Genomic DNA, 18,683 nt, shown 5'->3' with positions numbered 1-18,683 from the left:
CGAGCCTATTGCATGACCCAGCCTTTCACCAGAGACGACGAACGCGCGCCGAATGAACATCCGGTCGCGGTCGTCGCGAGCCGGCATCTGAGCGTTACGACGCAAGCGGGCAGCGGCACCGTGCCCGTGTTTTCGAACGGCGACTGGCTAGCGCCGACGCGCGAAGTCCAACGCGCCGTGATTCTGATTCATGGCCGCTTGCGTAACGGCGACACGTATTTCGAACTCGCGCAGCGTTCGTGCGCGCTCGCCGGCGGCAGTGCGGCCAATACGCTGCTGATCGTGCCGCAATTTCTCGCGACGGCGGATATCGAGGCGCATGAGGTGCCGCCGTCCACGTTGCATTGGGACTGGACGAGCTGGATGGGCGGCGAGAACGCCGAAGGTCCCGCGCCGATCAGTTCGTTCGATGTGCTCGACGCCATTCTGCATACGCTTGCTTCGCGCGAGCAGTTCGCGTCGCTTGCCGAAGTGGTGATCGCGGGGCACTCGGGCGGCGCGCAGGTCGTGCAGCGCTATGCGGTGGTGGCGCGCGACGAGACGCCGCTCGCGGCGCGCGGCATCGCGCTGCGCTACGTGGTCGCGAATCCTTCGTCGTATGTGTACTTCGATGCGATGCGGCCCGTTGCGTCCGGCGAATTCGCGGCGTTCGATCGGGCCATGTGTCCGTCGTTCAATCGCTGGAAGTATGGGCTCGAGGATTTGCCGGGCTATACAGGCGACGCGACGTCTGCCGCAGCGCTCGAAGCGCGTTACGCGCAGCGTGACGTCACTGTGCTGCTCGGCGGCGCGGATTGCGATCCGCAACATCCGGCGCTCGACCGTTCGTGCGCCGCATTGACGCAAGGGGAACACCGGCTCGGGCGCGGCCTGGCCTATGCGCGCTATATGGCGTTGCGGCATCCGGAAGGATTGGCGAAGCATCGGACTCATGTGATCGATGGTGTCGGGCACGATGCCAAGGGGATTTTCGCGTCGGCGCAGGGGCTGGCGGCTTTGTTTGGTACTGGGCTGTGAGTGTGCATGGGCACGAAGCGTGCTACCGCGCTAATAGCTGTGAGTGACTTCAAGGATCGCCCGACATGAACAGAACCCGATTACTTGCCACCGCGCTTGCCGCTGCGTCGCTGGGCGTCTTGCTGGCCGGCAGCGCGTATGCCGACGATGCGCCCAGCCCCTGTACATCGCTGAAGCGGATCGTCGCGGCCGCCCCTGGCGGGCTCGCCACATTGACGCCGGACGACGGCAAGGGCGTCGCGCAACCTTACGGCGACGACGCGCAATGTTCGCCGAGCCGCGGTGCCTATCAGTGCACATGGACGCCGCATCACGACGCCGGTTCGAATGCCGACGCGCTGCAAGCAGTCGCGGCGGACATCGCGTCGTGTCTGCCGGACGCCACGCACGATCAGAATTCGCCGGGACGTCAGCACTTTTATCTGGGCGCGAAGGGCAAGCGGACCGACATCACGCTGACGCCGACCGGTTCGAATAAGCTGCGTCTGGTGGTGTCGGGTAAGTAAGCCGCCAGGCGAAGGCGGCTAGTGTGACGCCGGCCACCATGTCCACCCGCGCGACGAGCGCCGCAACTCGATCATCGAAAGCGGCGCGATTTCAATGCGCGGAAACACAGCGGGCGACGCCCCGAGGGCATACACGATCGCTGCCCGGAGCACCGGCGCATGGGTGACGGCGATCACGTCGCGCGCATGGTTCGATGCACGATCCTTCGCGCCGTCCAGCGCGTCGAGCCATTCTCCTACCCGTTTCACGAGTTGACTGAACGACTCGCCGCCGTGCGGCGCGGCGTCGGGATCGCGCGTCCATGCCGCGAGGTCTTGCGGCGCTTCGGCAGCGAGGTCGGCTAGGCGCCGTCCCTGCCATGTGCCGTAGTCCATATCCGCCAGGCCAGCATCGACCGATGCCGCGAGGCCCAGGGCCCCTGCCGTCTCGCGTGCGCAGACGGCCGGGCTGACGAAAGCCGCCGCGTCGTCCGCGATCGCCAGACGCGTGCGCGCGGCGTGGGCTTCGGCGAGGCCGCGGGCGTCGAGCGGGTCATCGGCGGGAAAACGGCCCGCGCGCTGGGCGGCGGTCGATGCGTGGCTGACCAGTAATAGCCGTGTGTCCATTCTGTTCACGTCCTGTGAAGCCACGCCCCGAAGCCGAACGCGGCGGGATGAGGCGTACTTTTTGCGTTGCCGGGTGCCGAAGTTTAGCGCGTAGAATAGCGGGACTGCGAAGCGCGGAAGCCGGTGAGAGCCCGGCGCGGTCGCGCCACTGTAATCGGCAGCACAAGCCGAAAGCCAGACCTGAGCTTCGCACCAATCCTCTGCAATGACTATCGGGGCGCGTTACCCCAGGAGATGTCCATCATGAACGAAGCTGTTTTCGATCCCGCCAACCAGCCCGTTGCTCAACCCACGCCGATTCCGCTGCGCGAGTTGTTGCCTTGGGTCGTATTCGGCGGCTTGCTGTTGTTGCTCGCGCTTTACTTCGTGGGTGCGGAACAGGGCGCCACCTCGCTGGTGCCGGGCATGTACGTGCATGAGTTCGTGCACGACGGCCGCCATCTGCTCGGCTTTCCCTGCCACTAACGGAGTCGACCATGGTTGGTAAATTGTTGGTACGCGGGATGCTTGCAGGCATCGCCGCGGGACTGCTCACGTTCGGCTTCGCCCGGGTGGTGGGCGAGCCGCAGGTCAATCAGGCGATTTCATTCGAAGAAAAGGCCGATGCCGCGAAAGGCGAGGCCGCTGAACCCGAGATTGTGAGCCGCGATACGCAGCGGGGTATCGGCCTGTTGACCGGCGTGCTGACTTACGGTGCGGCATTCGGCGGGCTGTTCTCGCTGGTGTTCGCGTACGCCTATGGACGAGTGGGCGCATTGAGCCCGCGCGCGTTGTCCGCGTGGCTTGCGCTCGGCGCGTTCATTGCACTGGCGGTCGTGCCGAATCTGAAGTATCCGGCGAACCCGCCCTCGGTCGGCGATCCTGAGACGATTGGGACGCGGACTGGTTTGTTCTTCCTGATGATTGCGATCTCGCTGGCGGCGATGGTGTTTTCGCTTAAGGTGCGGCGTCGTTTGGCCGTGAAGCTTGGCGCCTGGAATGGCTCGATTGTGGGGGCGGTGGTGTTCATCGTGATCATCGCCGCGGTGCAATTGTCGATGCCCACCATCAACGAAGTTCCGGAGGCTTTCCCGGCAGTGCTGCTGTGGAAGTTTCGCGTCGCGGCGCTGGGTATGCAGGCGATTATGTGGGCGACAATTGGGCTGCTGTTTGGGGCACTGGTTGAGCGGAGCGCGTTTATGCGGGTGGGGGGAAGGTCGGCGGTGAAGTCGGTTTGATGTTTGGATTCGAGGGGCGCAACCGGTTTGGTGGTTGCGCTCTGCGCTTTGCTCTCGGCGCTTTGCGCGCAGTGATCAAGATGGGTTCTGCGTCAAGGAGTTGGAGCTGTTGTGGGGTGGTTATCCACAGGCTTGCGAACAATTTCTGTGGGTAACTTTTGGGGCGTTGGAACCCTTGCAGCGCAAGGCTGGCACGATGCTTCGTGCCGCACCTCGCGCCATCCAGTTGGCCCGTATATCGATGAAGCAACAAGTAACTTGATGCCTTAAGAAATGAGACGCGGTTGCTCGCGCCTTCATTCTAGATATGTTCGCTGGGAACGAAGAACCTGTTACGGCTATTTGCCTGATATGGACTTGTCCTGACCGCTCGCAGTCTGCGGCAAGCGAACCTCGCTGTAGCGCATTCTATTCAGATCGCCGACTGACTCAACCAAACCCTTTTCAGCCATCAACTTGATACGCTGTGCGTAAAACACGTCGATGATGTCGGGGTAAAACGTCGTATCGGAGCCTATGCCAAGTGCCACGTTTCAGGCGACCTTTCGATAAAGTCCAGTCAGATGCTTGAGAAGTGCGGCATCAATTACGCGCAGGTCAGCGTCGGTCAGACGATCGGCAGCAACTTGTTGCGCGGGGGTCAAAGGAGGATCGTTTCCGTCGTCATCTAAATCGTCCTCATTTTCGTCGGTTGCGTCATTCATTTAACTACCTCTTAAAGCTCTTCATCGTGGACACTCGATGACTTGACCAATGGCAGCCGGGAAGCCTATTCCGCACAAGGCGTTCTGTTGTCTGTTACCGAACACGATGGTCGGGTGGCTACGCTTACATACAGCGATGCGAATACCCCTGCCTCTGTGGCACCAGCAGCGCTCGTCATGGTTACTGACCATGCGGCAGGATCGAACCCATACTACGATCTGACCATCCGTCTGACCTACGATGCGAAGTGGCGTATTACTCAGCTCGCGGATTCGATTGGGAACGTTACACAGTATGGTTATGACGCATACAACAACCTTGCTTCTGTGACTTGGCCGGATGGAAACGTCCGCCGCTACGCCTATGAGGACTCGCGGTTTACCGGTGCTCTGACGGGTGTGATTGACGAAACAGGGACCCGCATAGCGACCTGGGCATACGATTCGATGGGGCGTGCCACGGCAGTAACCCATCCGGACGCACAGCAGAATGTGGCACTTGCCTATGGCGCTAACACATCGACCATAACAAGTAGCCAGCGCGCAACGACCGTGAACTTCTCTCCGTTCGGAGGAATGTTGCGTGCGACGGGAAGCGATGCTGGCTACAGCATGGGCTGGGACGTGGGGGGCAAACTCACTAGCGAGGTTGCGCCATACGGGAAGAACGTTCAGTACGAGTATGACGATAGCAGTCGCCCCATCCGGGCAACTTCGATCAGTAGTTCGGGCGGGACAGCGATCACGTCGGTACGGTACGCTGACTCCGCGAGCCTGCGCCCATATATGGTCGCGACACCAGGATGGCTCCGTACGTATGTTTATGACCCGAAGGGCAATCCGACTGGCATCAGCGAACGACGGACAACGGATGCGACAGGTGCGGACGGATTTGCGGCGACCTTGGCCGATGGCCCAACCCGTACCTACGGGATGGTGTTCGACTCATCGAATCGGCTAACGTTTGCCCAGATGTACGACGACGGTCAGTTAACAGGTGAATGGGGGATAACGCAGGATGTCACCGGAAACCTCCGCTCGATCAACGACAGGAAGTCTGGCAAGGCACTTACGATTGAACTTCGGGATTCAGCGCACCGGGCAATTCAGTTCAGCAGCGCGGGGTTCACTGCGAACCCCTATTACGATGCACGTGGACGGCTGATCGGTTTTCAGTACATTGAAGACGCAAGCCCACTCAATGGCAACGTTAAGCGCGCTCTTAAAGTCAGCTATACCTAGGCGGCGTCGTGGAAAATCACCCCGAGCGTATGCCGTTGGCCCGAGCGCAAGCGGCTCACGCCATGCCGCAGATTTACGCGGTAGGGACCGCGCGTCCCCTGAACCGGTCGGTGATGAACCGCGAACACCACTGCATCGCCCTTGCCGAGCGGCACCACTTCCGTACGCGATTGCATGCGCGGACGCTGCTCCGTCATCACGAATTCGCCGCCGGTGAAGTCCGCGCCGGGCTCGGACAACAGAATCGCGACCTGTAGTGGGAACACGTGTTCGCCGTAGAGATCCTGGTGCAGGCAGTTGTAATCGTCGGTGGCGTATTGAAGCATGAGCGGCGTGGGGCGCGTCTGACCGGCTGCGTGACAACGCTCGATAAATTCCGCATGCGCGGCCGGATAGCGGACATCGATACCCATCACCTCATTCCAGCGATTCGCCACCGGCGCGAGACGCGGATAAAGCGCGGTGCGCAGGTCGCCGATCAAAGGCGGCAGCGGATACGCAAAGTACTTGTATTCGCCGCGGCCGAAACCATGCCGCGCCATCACGACACGGCTACGAAACAACGCATCGCGCGGATAGAGCGCGGTCAGCGCGTCGCATTCCTCTGAGCTGAACAGCTTGCGCAGCATCGCGCAGCCATAGGCGTTCAAGCCTTCTTCGACATCGAACCAGTCGATCGCGCCGACACGCTGGACGAGCGAACCGCGCGCTCCTGCTTCAGCGCCTTTCGCCTCCGGCTTGCGTCCCGCATCGGGCTTCAAGTCCAGCTCTAATTCCAGCGAGTGCGACAGCGTACCCTTCGCAACCGTATCCATAAGCCATCTCCATCAAGCGATCACCAGAACGATGATTGAGTGTAAGCACGCGCGTCATGCCGCGCACTCCGACTCTTGCTGTTCAATTCCGCGCTGTTCACGGCCGGCGCCTCGGCAACGGGCGCATTATGCTTGGAACGACCCAGCGGAAGTGCCTGCCACACGGCGATCCAGCGAGCCTTAAGCAAATCCAAACGCCCGCTTCGAAAATGCAAACTTCGCGGGACGTGCCGCCTCGTTCATAGTAGGACCCTATTAAGCCCAACGCGCGCATCTGGAGACTGTGCCTATGTCTGCTTCCCCGCAGAAACTCGACGACTGGCTCGACAAGCAGGAGGTCGTCAAAGACGACATCACCGCTTTTCCACTGAAGGCGATGGCCGCCACGCTCGATCGCGAGGAAAGCGGTGACAGCGTGCCGCCGCTCTGGCACTGGCTGTACTTCCTGCCGGTGGCGCCGATGTCCGAAGTCGGCCCGGACGGCCATCCGAAGCGCGGCGGTTTTCTGCCGCCCGTGCCGCTGCCGCGGCGCATGTGGGCCGGCGGCCGGCTGACCTTTCACGCGCCGCTCAGGGTGGGCGAGCACGCCACGCGCACGTCGACGATCGCCAATATCGAAGACAAGACCGGCCGCTCCGGCCGTCTCGTGTTCGTCACGGTGCAGCACACCATCGAAGCCGGTGACGAACTGAAGCTCGAAGAAGAGCACGACATCGTCTATCGCGACGCGCCGCAGGAGGGCGCGCGGCCCCCGCAGCCGCAGCTCGCGCCGGAAGGCGAGACGTGGCGCCGCGCGATCGACGCCGACGCTGTCATGCTGTTCCGCTACTCGGCGCTGACCTTCAACGGCCACCGCATTCACTACGACTACCCGTACGTCACGGAAGTCGAAGGCTATCCAGGCCTGATCGTTCACGGTCCGTTGATTGCGACCCTGCTGGTCGACCTGGTGCGCCGCGAACAACCACACGCCACGCTGCAGAGTTTCGCCTTCAAGGCGGTGCGTCCGACCTTCGCGGGTCAGGCTTTCACGGTATGCGGCAAACCTTCCGTCGACGGCAAGCTCATCGAGCTGTGGGCCAAAGACCACGAAGGCTATCTGACCATGCGCGCCACGGCGGCGATCGCCTGACCTCAAAGAGACTCGATTTATGCAAACCACGCAGCAGGATGCCTTCCAGGACATTCGCGAAGCCGTACGCGATCTGTGCCAGCAATTTTCCGGTGAGTACTTCCGCAAGATCGACGAAGCCCGCGGCTACCCGGAAGAATTCGTCGACGCGCTCACCAAAGCCGGCTGGCTGGCCGCGCTGATTCCGCAGGACTTCGGCGGTTCGGGGCTGGGGCTGACGGAGGCGTCGGTCATCATGGAGGAAATCAATCGCGCCGGCGGCAACTCGGGCGCCTGCCACGGCCAGATGTACAACATGGGCACGCTGCTGCGCCACGGTTCCGAAGAGCAGAAGCAAAAGTACTTGCCGAAGATCGCGTGCGGCGACTTGCGTTTGCAATCGATGGGCGTGACCGAGCCGTCCACCGGCACGGACACCACGAAGATCAAGACCACCGCCGAGCGACGCGGCGACCGCTATGTGATCAACGGCCAGAAGGTGTGGATCTCGCGCGTGCAGCATTCGGATCTGATGATTCTGCTCGCGCGCACCACGCCGCTCGCGGACGTGAAGAAGAAATCGGAAGGCATGTCGATCTTTATCGTCGATCTGCGCGAAGCGATCGGTCACGGCATGACCGTGCAGCCGATTCTGAACATGGTCAATCACGAGACCAACGAACTGTTCTTCGACAACCTCGAAATTCCCGCCGAGAATCTGATCGGCGAGGAAGGGCAGGGCTTCAAGTACATCCTCGACGGTCTGAATGCGGAGCGCACGCTGATCGCCGCCGAATGTATCGGCGACGGTTACTGGTTCGTCGACAAGGTCACCGAGTACGCGAAAGAGCGCATCGTGTTCGGCCGTCCGATCGGCCAGAACCAGGGCGTGCAGTTTCCGATCGCGCGCTCGTTCATCAATGTCGAGGCGGCCAGCCTGATGCGCTTCGAGGCGGCGCGCCGTTTCGACGCGCATCAACCGTGCGGCGCACAGGCGAACATGGCGAAGCTGCTCGCCGCCGACGCATCGTGGGAAGCGGCCAACGCGTGTCTGCAATTTCACGGCGGTTTCGGCTTTGCCTGCGAGTACGACGTCGAGCGCAAATTCCGCGAAACGCGTCTTTACCAGGTCGCGCCGATTTCCACCAATCTGATTCTTTCGTACGTGGCCGAGCATATTCTCGGGCTGCCGCGTTCGTTCTGACTTTCTGGCGCCAACAACATGAGACCACTCGACGGTATCAAAGTCGTCACGCTCGAACACGCGATCGCCGCGCCGTTCTGTACGCGCCAGCTCGCGGATCTCGGCGCGCGGGTGATCAAGATCGAGCGACCCGGCGTCGGCGACTTTGCGCGCGGCTACGACGAGCGTGTGCATGGACTGTCGTCGCATTTCGTCTGGACCAATCGCTCGAAGGAAAGTCTTGCGCTCGATCTGAAGCAGCCCGCCGCGACGGAGATTCTCGACGCCTTGGTCGCCGACGCGGACGTACTGGTGCAGAACCTCGCGCCCGGCGCGGCGGACCGGCTTGGCCTTGGTTACGACATGCTGAGCGAGAAGTATCCGAAGCTGATCGTCTGCGATATTTCCGGCTATGGTTCCGACGGCCCATACCGCGACAAGAAAGCTTACGACCTGCTGATCCAGAGCGAATCCGGTTTTCTGTCGATTACCGGTTCGCCGGGCGAGCCGGCCAAGGCCGGATGCTCGATTGCGGATATTGCGGCGGGCATGTACGCGTATTCGAACATTCTGAGCGCACTGTTGTTGCGCGGCCGCACGGGGCGCGGTTGCCGCATCGACGTGTCGATGCTGGAGAGCATGGTCGAGTGGATGGGTTATCCGCTCTATTACGCAATCGACGGTCAATCGCCACCCGCGCTCTCCGGCGCGGCACACGCGACGATCTATCCCTACGGACCGTTTCCCGCCGGCGACGGCAAGACGGTGATGCTCGGTCTGCAAAACGAACGCGAATGGAAGCTTTTCTGTGAGCGTGTGCTTGTGCAGCCGGAACTCGCCACGGACGAGCGCTTCAACTCGAACTCGAAACGCACGTCGGCGCGCGACGCCTTGCGCGAGGTAATCGTCGCGGCCTTCGCGAAGCTGAGCGCGGCGCAGGTCATCGAACGGCTCGATGACGCTGGCATCGCCAACGCGCAGATGAACTCGATAGCCGATGTATGGGCACATCCTCAGTTGAAGGCGCGCGAGCGCTGGCATGAAGTCGGCACGGCGGCAGGCGTGGTGCCCGCCTTGTTGCCGCCGGGTTTGCCGACGGACTTCGAGCCGCGCATGGACCCGGTTCCCGCGCTCGGCGAGCATACCGACGCGATCCTGCGCGAACTCGGTTACGACGGCGCGCGTATCGATGCGCTGCGAGCCGCCGGCACGATCTGAATGTTTCCTGTGCCGGCGCGTGAACGACGCCACGCCGGCGACCTGAACGAATACGACGCGACCTCATCATGAACGACCATCCCAGTCTGACGCTTGCCACCTTCGCCGCTCAACTCGACTTCGACAGCATTCCGCACGAGGTGGTAGAGCGCACCGTCAACCTCTACGTCGACTGGCTCGGTTCCGCGTTGGCCGGCAAAGGCGCGCGGCCGGTCGAAACGATTGCGCGCTTCGCCCGCCAGGCCGGCGGCGCGTCGAACGACGCCCCGTGCGAAGTGTTGATCGACCGCACCCGCACCACGCCGTATTTCGCGGCGATGATCAACGGCGCGGCATCGCACTTCGCCGAACAGGACGATGTGCACAATGGGTCGGTGTTTCATCCCGCGACGGTCGTGTTTCCGGTGGCGTTGGCGCTGGCGCAGGCGCATCGCAAGTCGGGGCGCGAGTTGATCGCGGCGGCGGTCGCGGGCTATGAAGTCGGCATCCGCATCGGCGAATTTCTTGGGCGCTCGCACTACAAGGTGTTTCACACAACGGGCACGGCGGGCACGGTGGCGGCGGCCGCGACAGCGGGACGGTTGCTTGGACTGTCGCCGACACAGATGCTCGACGCTTTCGGCTCGGCGGGCACGCAGGCAAGCGGCCTGTGGGAGTTTCTGCGCGACGCCGCCGACTCGAAGCAACTGCACACGGCCATGGCCGCCGCCAACGGACTGATGGCCGCGCAACTCGCGGCCGACGGCTTCAAGGGCGCAACGCATATTCTCGAAGGCGCGCAGGGCATGGCCGCGGGCATGTCGAGCGACGCGGATCCGGCGCGCCTCGTCGACCGCCTGGGCAGCCGTTGGGCGACGGCGGAGACGTCGTTCAAGTATCACGCGGCATGCCGTCACACGCATCCCGCCGCCGACGCTTTGCTCGCCGTGGTGCAGGAGCACCGCCTCGCACCGCGTGATATCGCGAAGGTCGTGGCGCACGTCCATCAAGGCGCGCTCGACGTGCTCGGCGCGGTCGTCACGCCGCGCACGGTCCACCAGGCGAAGTTCAACATGGGCACGGTGCTGGGACTCGTCGCGCATCACGGTTATGCGGGCGTGACCGAATTCGAGCAGGGTTTCGACGCGGAGGCGATCGCCGCCTTTCGCGACAACGTCGAGATGGCCTTCGACACCGAAGTCGATGCCGCCTATCCCGCGCGCTGGATCGGCAAGGTGACGGTCACGACCACTGACGGCCGCACGTTCAAAGGCCGCGTCGATGAACCGAAAGGCGATCCGGGCAATACGCTGTCACGAGATGAGATCGCCACCAAGCTGCATCGGCTGGCGGCGTTTTCGGGCGCAGCTACCGAAGGCGAGGCCGCGCGATTGCTCGGCAACGCGTGGCAGATCGCGGGGCAAACGCAGGTCGGGTCGGTATTCGAGGCAGAGTCCAACGCAACGGTGGCCGCTTGAGCGCCGCGCTGCCGCGCTCCTATCTGTTCGTGCCGGGCAACCGCCCTGAGCGCTTCGAAAAAGCGCATGCGTCCGGCGCGGACGCGGTGATTCTCGATCTCGAAGATGCCGTGCAGCCCGATGAAAAACCGGCGGCGCGCGCGGCAGTGCTGGCCGCTGTATCGGGCGATGCATCGCGGCCTGCATGGGTGCGCATCAACGGCTCGGACACGTCATGGTTCAACGAGGACGTCGCGGCGCTGGCCGGGCAGCCGGGTGTCGCCGGGATCGTGTTGCCTAAAGCGGAGACGCGCGAGCAGATCGAGGCCGTGCTGGCGACGGCGCATTCCACATTGAGCGTGTTGCCGATCGTCGAAACCGCGCGTGGGTTTGCCAACCTCACGGTGTTGTGCGCCGCGCCGCGCGTGCAGCGCATCGTATTCGGCACGCTGGATTTTCAGATCGATCTCGGTATCGACGGCGACGGCGAGGAACTGCATCTGTTTCGCTCGCAGATCGTGCTGGCCTCGCGGCTCGCCGGAATCGGCGCGCCGGTGGACGGCGTGTCGACCTCCATCACGGACACCGACGCCATCGAAGCCGACGCTCGCCGCAGCCGGCGCTTCGGCTTCGGCGGCAAGCTGTGCATTCATCCGCGGCAGATCGAGGCGGTGCATCGCGCGTACGTGTGGAGCGAAGCGGACAAGGCGTGGGCGCAACGTGTGCTCGACGCGATGGAAACGAGCCACGGTGCGGCGGTGGCGATGGACGGCAAGATGGTCGATATGCCGGTAATTCTGAAGGCGCGAAGGATTCTGGCGGGCGCATAGGCCAAGGCCAGCGCATCGCTGGCGCATACGCGCGGCCTGTTCATTAACCGCGACGAAACATCGGCTTCCAATAATGCCAATTCCCTGAAGACGCCGCGTGACGCAATCTTGACGTCACGCGGAGGGGCGCATTCGCGCCGCGTTACTCAAGACCATGCATAGGGCCGTCGCCATATAAAGACAGCCATGCAAACTGTTTTGCGTGCGTGGTCCAGCCGCGCACGGACCATCAGGAGACACAATTTGGCAACCGTCAATTCCGGCGCGCGGCTCGACCGCCTGCCTATCACCCGTTTCCACTGGAACATTCTCGGCCTGATCGGCGCGGGTGCTTTCCTCGACGCATTCGATATCTATCTGGCCAACGGCGCGTTAGCCGCGATGGTCAAGAGCGGCTTCACCGATTTAAGACTCGGCTCGTTCTTCATCTCCGCGACCTTCATGGGCATGATGATCGGCGCGGGTCTGTCCGGTTATCTCGGCGACCGGTTCGGCCGGCGTTATTCGTATCAGGCGAATCTGGCGATTTTCGGCCTCGCGTCGATTGCAGCGTGTTTTGCGCCGAATATCTATTGGCTGATTCTGCTGCGTTTCATCATGGGCGTCGGGCTCGGCGCGGAACTGGTGGTGGCGGCCGGGACGTTGTGCGAATTCGTGCCGCCAGCCACGCGCGGACGCTGGACTTCGCTGCTCGCGTTGATCATCAATTCCGGCCTGCTCGGCGCGACGGCGATCGGCTACTGGGTGATTCCGCATCTGGGCTGGCGCTACATGTTTGCGATTGCCGGTATCGGTGCGCTCGTCGTGTGGTTTCTGCGGCATCGGATGCCGGAATCGCCGCGCTGGCTGGAGACGGTCGGACGGCTCGACGAGGCCGAGGCAACCGTGTCGGCGATCGAGCGGCAGGTCGAAGCGCGTGTCGGCAAGTTGCCGCAGGTGGCGCGCGTGATGAGTCATGAGGTGCCGGCCGCGCCGTTCTCGGCGCTGTTCGCGCGCGGCATGATCGGCCGCACGCTGGTGGCGGCGCTGACCTGCATGGCGATCAACATGTCGCTGTATGGGTTCGTCGCGTGGTTGCCGACGTTCTTCGTCAAGGAAGGGCTGACGATCGTGCAGTCGCTGGGGTTCGTGCTGTTGATGTCGTTCGGCGCGCCGGCCGGCGCGGTGGTCGGGTATCTGGTCACGGATCGGATCGGCCGGCGTAACGGTATCGTGCTGTTCTCGCTCGTGACGATCGCGCTCGGGTTCGTGTACGTGCAGATGCGGACGCCGGCGGCGATTGCCGTGGTTGGGTTCGCGCTGGTGACGGCGATCTATACGGTCTGCACGCTCGGACTGTTCGGCTATATCCCGGAACTGTTTCCGACTGCGCATCGGCTGCGGGGGACGGGTGTCGCGGGCACATGCGGACGCGCGGCCTCCATGTCCACGCCTTATGTTGCGCTGTTGTTGTACACGCACTTCGGCGTGACCGGCGTGCTCACTATGGTCGGCGGGGTTCTGCTGTTGCTGAGCGTGGCGATCCTCGCGCTGCGGATCGAAACGAGTCAGCAGACGCTCGAGGACATCTCGCCCGATGCCGATCTGACGCCGAGCGGCGGATTGCTCGAGAAGTCGGTATAGACAGTTGAGCGACGAGCGCGGTCCGTCGATTCGCTCTTTCAGACGCAATCGCGCTCCGAAGGAACCGCACCTCGATGCCGCACGACTGCGCTCGCGAACCCATCGCGTGCCCCGCTTCTGTGCACGATTCTGGCTGGCTAGCACATCGACGACGCTTGCCCGCGACCGTACAGCGTTCAGCAGACGGCCGGCATCGCCGCATCGCTTTCGCATTCGGCCAGCAGCGAGAGCAGTTTGTCCAGCGCGAATGGTTTCCTCAGAAAGCCTTTGACGGGGAAGGCGGGCGCTTCGCCGCTGCCGCTCGTCAGAATGACGGGCACGGAAGCCAGTTCACTGCGTGCCTGCATCGATTCGATCAGTTCGGCGCCGTCCATGTTGGGCATGCGCCAGTCACACACCACGGCGCTCACGCGCGTGCGTTGCAGTCGTTCAAAAGCTTCGACGCCGTCCGCCGCCGTGGCGACCGTGTAACCGCGGCCGACCAGTACGGCGCGCAGCGCGGACAATGCCTCGGGTTGGTCGTCGACCAGTAATACGCGACTCATATTGCTTCTATGCCTGAAATATTCGGTTGCACTGGGCCTCGGGTATTCGTGGCGCCAGCCGTGACAGGGACGTGGGCTAAATTGCCATGCGTTCTTTTCCTGTCGAGCCGCAGGTTAAAGCAAGTGCTGTGCCTGGTTATGCGCAGCGGCGCGTAAGCGTGGCTTTCGGGGAGCCAGGATGCGCCGGCCGGAATCTGTTCAACACAATGCGCAGGGGCACGAGAGTCGTATTGCAGGGAATCAATAAGGTCGCGGGCGCCGATCGGAGCAGGATAGTCGGAGTGTGCGCGGTAAGCGGTTCAACGCTTACCTGTATCGCGGCGTCTAATGCATGCGGTGACGGGCGAGACCGGCGGCTCTGCCGAAACGGTCTAGCGCTTCCTTCACGCCCGGTTAAGATTGGCCTTTGTCTTGCGAGCGCCCAGCGGCGCTTCAACCCAGGCCTTCATCATGCATTTCGATTTCGTGGATTTGCGTTTGCTCCTCAATATCGCCGACACGCAGAACCTCGCGCGCGCGGCGGAACGTTCGCATCTGTCGGCGCCGGCGGCAAGCAACCGGGTCAAGAATCTTGAGGAACAACTGGGTTTCAAGCTGCTCTATCGCACCAGCCAGGGCGTGACGCTGACGCCCGCGGGCGAAGCCTTTGTGCATCACGCGCGGCTCGTGCTGGAACGGGTCGAGCATCTGGCCGGCGACATGCAGGAGTACGGCGAAGGCGTTAAGGGACACGTGCGCATCTGGGCCAACACCACGGCGATCAGCGAATTCATGCCGGCCGTGCTGAGTCATTTCTTGCGCGATCATCCGGACGTCAACATCGATCTGCGCGAAGTGTTGAGCGGCGAAATCGTTAAAGGCGTGGCGGATAGCGCGACGGATATCGGTATCGTCGCGGGCAATGTGCATGCGGGGAATCTGGAAATGCTGCCGTATCGCGACGACCGGCTCGTGCTGGTCACGTCACGCGATCATCCGTTGGCGCGACTGGCGTCGGTCGATTTTGCGCAAGTGCTCATGGCCAATTTCGTGAGCTTGCCGACGTCGAGCGCGATTCACGCGTTCATCACCAGTGCCGCCGATGCACTCGGCGCGCGTCTGAAATTGCGCATCCAGGTCGGCAATTTCGAAGCCGCTTGCCGGATGATCGAAGCGGGCGTGGGCATCGGCATCGTGCCGGAATCGGTCGCGCTGCGGCACAAGAAAACGATGCAGATCGCTACTGTCGGACTGAATGACCCTTGGGCGGAGCGCAAGCTCAAGATCTGCGTGCGCAGTCTCAAGGACCTGCCGCCGTTCGCGCGCGTGCTCGTGGACCGGTTGATGGCGGGCGTTTGAGCAGCGCACCTCCCTCTACGCCGAAGGTTTGGTCTGGAATTTCCAATCAGCGCCGATTAGTTCGGGATTCGTGGCCTAGCCACGGCATCTCGTGCTCTTGGCATTCAAGGGCTAATGGCCAGCGCTCGCTTCGAGTCCACGAGCATGATCCAACTACTTCATGCTCAGATTTCGTAGTCGACACACTGGCGCGATTCACGCAGTGGGGCGGTGAAGCTTTTGAGCGCTTCGTGCGTTGGATGGTTCTGATAGGCGCTCATCGCGGCTCTGTCTACGAAGTCACACACCAGAACGAGGTCGTAGGTCGATTCGAGGTCTGCTGCCGCTACACCCACTTCCAGCTTCAGTATTCCAGACACTATGTCGCGGCACCCCTCGAGCCTTTCTTTCAGTTTTTGTACATTTTCCGAACGCGATGCTCCCGCAGCGTTCTCTCTGAGCTTCCACATCACAATGTGACGGATCACTATATATCTCCTTTGAATGTAGCGTCGCCGAAAACAGGAATATCAGCACGCGTCAATTACTCACGAGTTGGCGGTCGGTAAATGCATGCAAGGCGGCAATGTCGGCCTCGAGGGCCGGTGGCATGTCCTCGCGCACGAAATCGAGCCACGATCGAATCTTTGCGTCGATGTATTGTCGGGAAAGATATAGCGCGTAAACATTCAGTGGCTGCAGCCCGAATCGAGGCAGGACCCGGACAAGCTCGCCAGAGCGCAAACCCGGGAGTGCAGACGCCGCAGGCAGTAAGCCGATGCCGGAGCCTTGCCGAATAACCAACTCGAGCGCATCCGACAGATTGACCGAAAAGACCGAAGGGCCAGGCGTGACTGTTACGGGTCCGTCGGCTCCCTCGAACATCCATTTTCCGTTTGGGAACACCGGATTTGTCAGCTGGACGCAGGTATGTCGCTGAAGCTCTTGAGGTTTAAGTGGCATCCCGTGTTCTCGAATATAGGCCGGCGAAGCACACACAACACCCATTACTGTCCCAAGCCGATGTGCGATCAACCCGGAATCTGGAAGGTCCGGTGCAAGCATGATTGATGCATCGTAACCTTCGTCGAGGAGATGCGGTACGGACTGCGAGAACGTCAGATCGATCTTCACTGACGGATAGCGCGCGCGAAAGCGCAGAAGTGTCGGGACGATGTGATGCTGCCCGAAGCTCGACATCGAATGGATTTTCAGCGTTCCCCCCGGACTCGTCCGCGCATCGCTTGCTTCGGCTTCTGCCCGCTCAATGTGAGAGAGTATCTTCTGACAATGATCGAGGTAGCGCTCACCGGCTTCAGTCAGGGCGATTTTGCGTGTCGTCCTGTTCAACAGGCGCGTGCTTAAGCGCATCTCAAGGTGCGAGACAGCACGCGATATCTGTCCGGTGGACATGTTCATCTGGCGCCCTGCCGCCGAAAAACCTCCGTCCGTTGCGACTCGCGCGAACACGCGCATGCTCTCAAGCGTATCCATAAGATTTCCGTTACATGCCGCTCGCCATGCCGAAGCGAGATTTCAACATTTTATTCCACAAGGTATATTAATACTGATCGGTATATGGAATTGAATGTTTCAGATAGAGCGCTATTTTTTGACAGTCGGTCATCGAGTCTTCCGAGGCATTTGTGCCGCGGTCATCAGTCCCTTGAGTGCGATCCTGACAAGGTCGCCTCCGGTTGGTCCTGCATGAAACTGGACTGCGGTGCCGTAAGTCAGCTCCATCACCAGCGCACCGAGTTCGAGCGCCGTTGCAGGTGCTCTGCCTTTCGGAAACGCACGTAGAAGCAGCTTGCCGACGATCGTCCATTGCTTGCTAAAAAGCTCTGTATGCCGCTTTGTCAGCGCTGCGTCCTGCTTCGCATGACGGACCAGATCGAGGACTAACGGTCGCATGTCTGGTTCGTGAGTGTGAGCATTCGCCCATGCGCAAACCGCTTCGATGATTTCTTCTGGATCTGACACGCCTGCGAGTGCCGTCTCGATCCTTTCGATGTTTTGTCGGGTCGTGGCCTCTATCAATTGCAGAAAGATATCTTCTTTCGAGTCGAAGTTTGAATAGAACGCGCCTTTCGTATAGCCGGCTTCCTCTGCAATCCGGTCGATGGATGCGCCACCCAGTCCTTCGCGCGCAAACATCCTGGCGGCAGCAAGCATCAATTTCTCTCGCGTCTGTAAGCGACTCTCTTCTCTTGTCAATCTGGGCATTCCGGCGATACCTCCTGGAAGTTTGATGCGTCAGCCTGGCGCCGTCCTTGCCGAATCTATGTGCACTGTAGGGACGACGGACATTCCAACACGAAGCCGATCGGCGGCTGGCTGGTTCGGATCAATGGTGATCTTCACGGGAAGCCGCTGAACCACTTTCGTAAAATTGCCTGTCGCATTGTCGGGTGCGATCGGTGAGAACGCGATCCCGCTGGCAGGGGCGAGACTGTCGATATGGCCATGGATGATGGCGCCAGACAACATGTCGATTCTGATTGTAACCGGTTGCCCGGGGCGAACATGCTGCAATTGGGTTTCGCGGAAATTGGCCTCGACATACGCTTGCTGCAATGGAACCACTGCGAGCAGCGGTGCGCCGACGTGAACGTAAGCGCCGGTACGAAGAGTGCGCTGACCTACCGTGCCGTCAATTGGCGCGACTATTCTCGTATAGGACAGGTTCAATTCCGCAGCCTGAAGCGCTGCCCGGGCCTTCGCAACCGTCGCAATTGCCTGCTTTTCCTGGGCAAGAAGCACATCGAGCTGATGTTGCGCGGCGTCGCGTGCGGCGGTGTCTTGCGCGTGGCGGGCATTCGCAATCTGTAGTGTCGATTCGGCCTGCTGCTGCTCCTGAATCGTACCTGAACCGTCTTTCGCGAGATTTAAGTAGCGTTTCGAGTTCGCCGCGGCGAAATTTACCGAGGCGGCGTCACCGAGAATCGCCGCGTTGGCCTGCCGGATCAGGCTGTGCTGCTGAACAGCACTGGCTTCGAGCCGTGCTACGTCCGCCTGAGCGTTTTCGACGTCCGCCTTTGCGCTCGCGACGGCGACGACGAAGTCCCGGTCATCGATCACGGCAAGTAGCTGTCCTTTGCGAACAGTTTCATTGTCGTCCACCATGACGTCCAATATGTTTCCGGCGACTTTCGGCGCGACAAAAGTCGAATCAGTCGCAATGTAAGCGTCAGTCGTGGTCTGCTCCGAAGCTCTTCCTTCGTCGTGGTTGTAGAGGTATAAGCTGGCCGCGCTGGCGGATATGAGCGCAATGGCAACGGCTATTTTCGCCGGTCGTGGGAGAGGCATGACA

Annotated in this window: 20 protein-coding genes and 1 riboswitch; of the genes, 12 read left to right on the top strand and 8 right to left on the bottom strand. The window is 61.6% G+C overall.

Annotated elements, in window-relative coordinates; all coding sequences use genetic code 11:
• Positions 1-12 precede the first annotated feature (12 nt).
• Both PQR32_RS17735 and PQR32_RS17730 read left to right on the top strand, forming a co-directional pair.
• Positions 13-1,017 carry an alpha/beta hydrolase gene (locus tag PQR32_RS17735; RefSeq protein WP_408229306.1) on the top strand — a complete coding sequence of 335 codons (1,005 nt, stop codon included), beginning with the start codon at positions 13-15 and terminating at the stop codon, positions 1,015-1,017.
• Between the two features lie 65 nt (positions 1,018-1,082).
• Positions 1,083-1,523 carry a hypothetical protein gene (locus tag PQR32_RS17730; protein WP_408229303.1) on the top strand — a complete coding sequence of 147 codons (441 nt, stop codon included), beginning with the start codon at positions 1,083-1,085 and terminating at the stop codon, positions 1,521-1,523.
• An 18-nt stretch (positions 1,524-1,541) separates the two neighbouring features.
• Here PQR32_RS17730 and PQR32_RS17725 read toward each other — a convergent pair whose 3' ends face one another.
• Complete coding sequence (locus tag PQR32_RS17725; RefSeq protein WP_408229300.1) at positions 1,542-2,129, bottom strand: histidine phosphatase family protein; 588 nt, start codon at positions 2,127-2,129, stop codon at positions 1,542-1,544.
• Positions 2,130-2,216: 87 nt separating this feature from the next.
• Positions 2,217-2,370, top strand: a riboswitch (adenosylcobalamin (AdoCbl) riboswitch).
• A 2-nt stretch (positions 2,371-2,372) separates the two neighbouring features.
• Here PQR32_RS17725 and PQR32_RS17720 point away from each other — a divergent pair.
• Together PQR32_RS17720 and PQR32_RS17715 are read left to right on the top strand one after the other, a co-directional pair.
• A complete protein-coding gene (locus PQR32_RS17720) occupies positions 2,373-2,594 on the top strand; it encodes a CbtB domain-containing protein (RefSeq protein WP_408205154.1) in 222 nt (73 codons plus the stop codon).
• Positions 2,595-2,605: 11 nt separating this feature from the next.
• Positions 2,606-3,346 (top strand): CbtA family protein, encoded by a 741-nt coding sequence (locus PQR32_RS17715; RefSeq protein ID WP_408229297.1) that lies wholly within the window; start codon positions 2,606-2,608, stop codon positions 3,344-3,346.
• Between the two features lie 533 nt (positions 3,347-3,879).
• On the opposite strand, the gene PQR32_RS17710 is transcribed toward PQR32_RS17715, so the two are convergent.
• Complete coding sequence (locus PQR32_RS17710) at positions 3,880-4,050, bottom strand: hypothetical protein (protein WP_408229294.1); 171 nt, start codon at positions 4,048-4,050, stop codon at positions 3,880-3,882.
• 42 nt (positions 4,051-4,092) lie between these two features.
• Between PQR32_RS17710 and PQR32_RS17705 the strand changes: the two genes are divergently transcribed.
• Positions 4,093-5,292 (top strand): hypothetical protein, encoded by a 1,200-nt coding sequence (locus PQR32_RS17705; protein ID WP_494471419.1) that lies wholly within the window; start codon positions 4,093-4,095, stop codon positions 5,290-5,292.
• Here the strand turns inward: PQR32_RS17705 and PQR32_RS17700 are convergent.
• Positions 5,289-6,107 (bottom strand): 2OG-Fe(II) oxygenase, encoded by an 819-nt coding sequence (locus tag PQR32_RS17700; protein WP_408229288.1) that lies wholly within the window; start codon positions 6,105-6,107, stop codon positions 5,289-5,291. The two genes, PQR32_RS17705 and PQR32_RS17700, sit on opposite strands and share 4 nt — an antisense overlap.
• Positions 6,108-6,396: 289 nt before the next feature.
• On the opposite strand from PQR32_RS17700, the gene PQR32_RS17695 reads away from it, so the two are divergent.
• The 6 genes from PQR32_RS17695 (at position 6,397) to PQR32_RS17670 (ending at position 13,508) form a co-directional block, all read left to right on the top strand.
• Positions 6,397-7,239 (top strand): HTD2 family dehydratase, encoded by an 843-nt coding sequence (locus PQR32_RS17695; protein ID WP_408229285.1) that lies wholly within the window; start codon positions 6,397-6,399, stop codon positions 7,237-7,239.
• 19 nt (positions 7,240-7,258) lie between these two features.
• A complete protein-coding gene (locus tag PQR32_RS17690) occupies positions 7,259-8,422 on the top strand; it encodes an acyl-CoA dehydrogenase family protein (RefSeq protein ID WP_408229282.1) in 1,164 nt (387 codons plus the stop codon).
• Positions 8,423-8,440: 18 nt separating this feature from the next.
• Entirely contained in the window at positions 8,441-9,619 is a 1,179-nt protein-coding gene (locus PQR32_RS17685) for a CaiB/BaiF CoA transferase family protein (RefSeq protein WP_408229279.1), read from the top strand.
• 68 nt (positions 9,620-9,687) lie between these two features.
• A complete protein-coding gene (locus tag PQR32_RS17680; RefSeq protein WP_408229276.1) occupies positions 9,688-11,076 on the top strand; it encodes an MmgE/PrpD family protein in 1,389 nt (462 codons plus the stop codon).
• Entirely contained in the window at positions 11,073-11,885 is an 813-nt protein-coding gene (locus PQR32_RS17675) for an HpcH/HpaI aldolase/citrate lyase family protein (RefSeq protein WP_408229273.1), read from the top strand. The genes PQR32_RS17680 and PQR32_RS17675 overlap by 4 nt, the downstream gene beginning before the upstream one ends.
• Before the next feature lie 243 nt (positions 11,886-12,128).
• Positions 12,129-13,508 (top strand): MFS transporter, encoded by a 1,380-nt coding sequence (locus PQR32_RS17670; RefSeq protein ID WP_408229270.1) that lies wholly within the window; start codon positions 12,129-12,131, stop codon positions 13,506-13,508.
• A gap of 176 nt (positions 13,509-13,684) precedes the next feature.
• On the opposite strand, the gene PQR32_RS17665 is transcribed toward PQR32_RS17670, so the two are convergent.
• Positions 13,685-14,053, bottom strand: a complete 369-nt coding sequence (locus PQR32_RS17665) for a response regulator (RefSeq protein ID WP_408229267.1) — start codon at positions 14,051-14,053, stop codon at positions 13,685-13,687.
• A 450-nt stretch (positions 14,054-14,503) separates the two neighbouring features.
• Between PQR32_RS17665 and PQR32_RS17660 the strand changes: the two genes are divergently transcribed.
• Entirely contained in the window at positions 14,504-15,391 is an 888-nt protein-coding gene (locus PQR32_RS17660; RefSeq protein ID WP_408229264.1) for a LysR family transcriptional regulator, read from the top strand.
• Between the two features lie 164 nt (positions 15,392-15,555).
• Here PQR32_RS17660 and PQR32_RS17655 read toward each other — a convergent pair whose 3' ends face one another.
• The 4 genes from PQR32_RS17655 to PQR32_RS17640 all read right to left on the bottom strand — a co-directional run bounded on the left by PQR32_RS17655 (position 15,556) and on the right by PQR32_RS17640 (position 18,679).
• On the bottom strand, positions 15,556-15,858 hold the full coding sequence (locus PQR32_RS17655; protein ID WP_408229261.1) for a Dabb family protein: 303 nt from the start codon (positions 15,856-15,858) through the stop codon (positions 15,556-15,558).
• Positions 15,859-15,910: 52 nt separating this feature from the next.
• Complete coding sequence (locus tag PQR32_RS17650) at positions 15,911-16,864, bottom strand: LysR family transcriptional regulator (RefSeq protein ID WP_408229258.1); 954 nt, start codon at positions 16,862-16,864, stop codon at positions 15,911-15,913.
• A 129-nt stretch (positions 16,865-16,993) separates the two neighbouring features.
• Complete coding sequence (locus PQR32_RS17645; protein WP_408229255.1) at positions 16,994-17,545, bottom strand: TetR/AcrR family transcriptional regulator; 552 nt, start codon at positions 17,543-17,545, stop codon at positions 16,994-16,996.
• A gap of 81 nt (positions 17,546-17,626) precedes the next feature.
• Positions 17,627-18,679 (bottom strand): HlyD family secretion protein, encoded by a 1,053-nt coding sequence (locus PQR32_RS17640; protein ID WP_408229253.1) that lies wholly within the window; start codon positions 18,677-18,679, stop codon positions 17,627-17,629.
• Positions 18,680-18,683 lie beyond the last annotated feature (4 nt).

It is taken from the genome of Paraburkholderia dipogonis, assembly GCF_046027395.1.
GTDB lineage: Bacteria > Pseudomonadota > Gammaproteobacteria > Burkholderiales > Burkholderiaceae > Paraburkholderia > Paraburkholderia dipogonis_A.
Note: the sequence above shows the minus strand (reverse complement) of the source record. Positions and strands in the feature narration are given on the sequence as shown.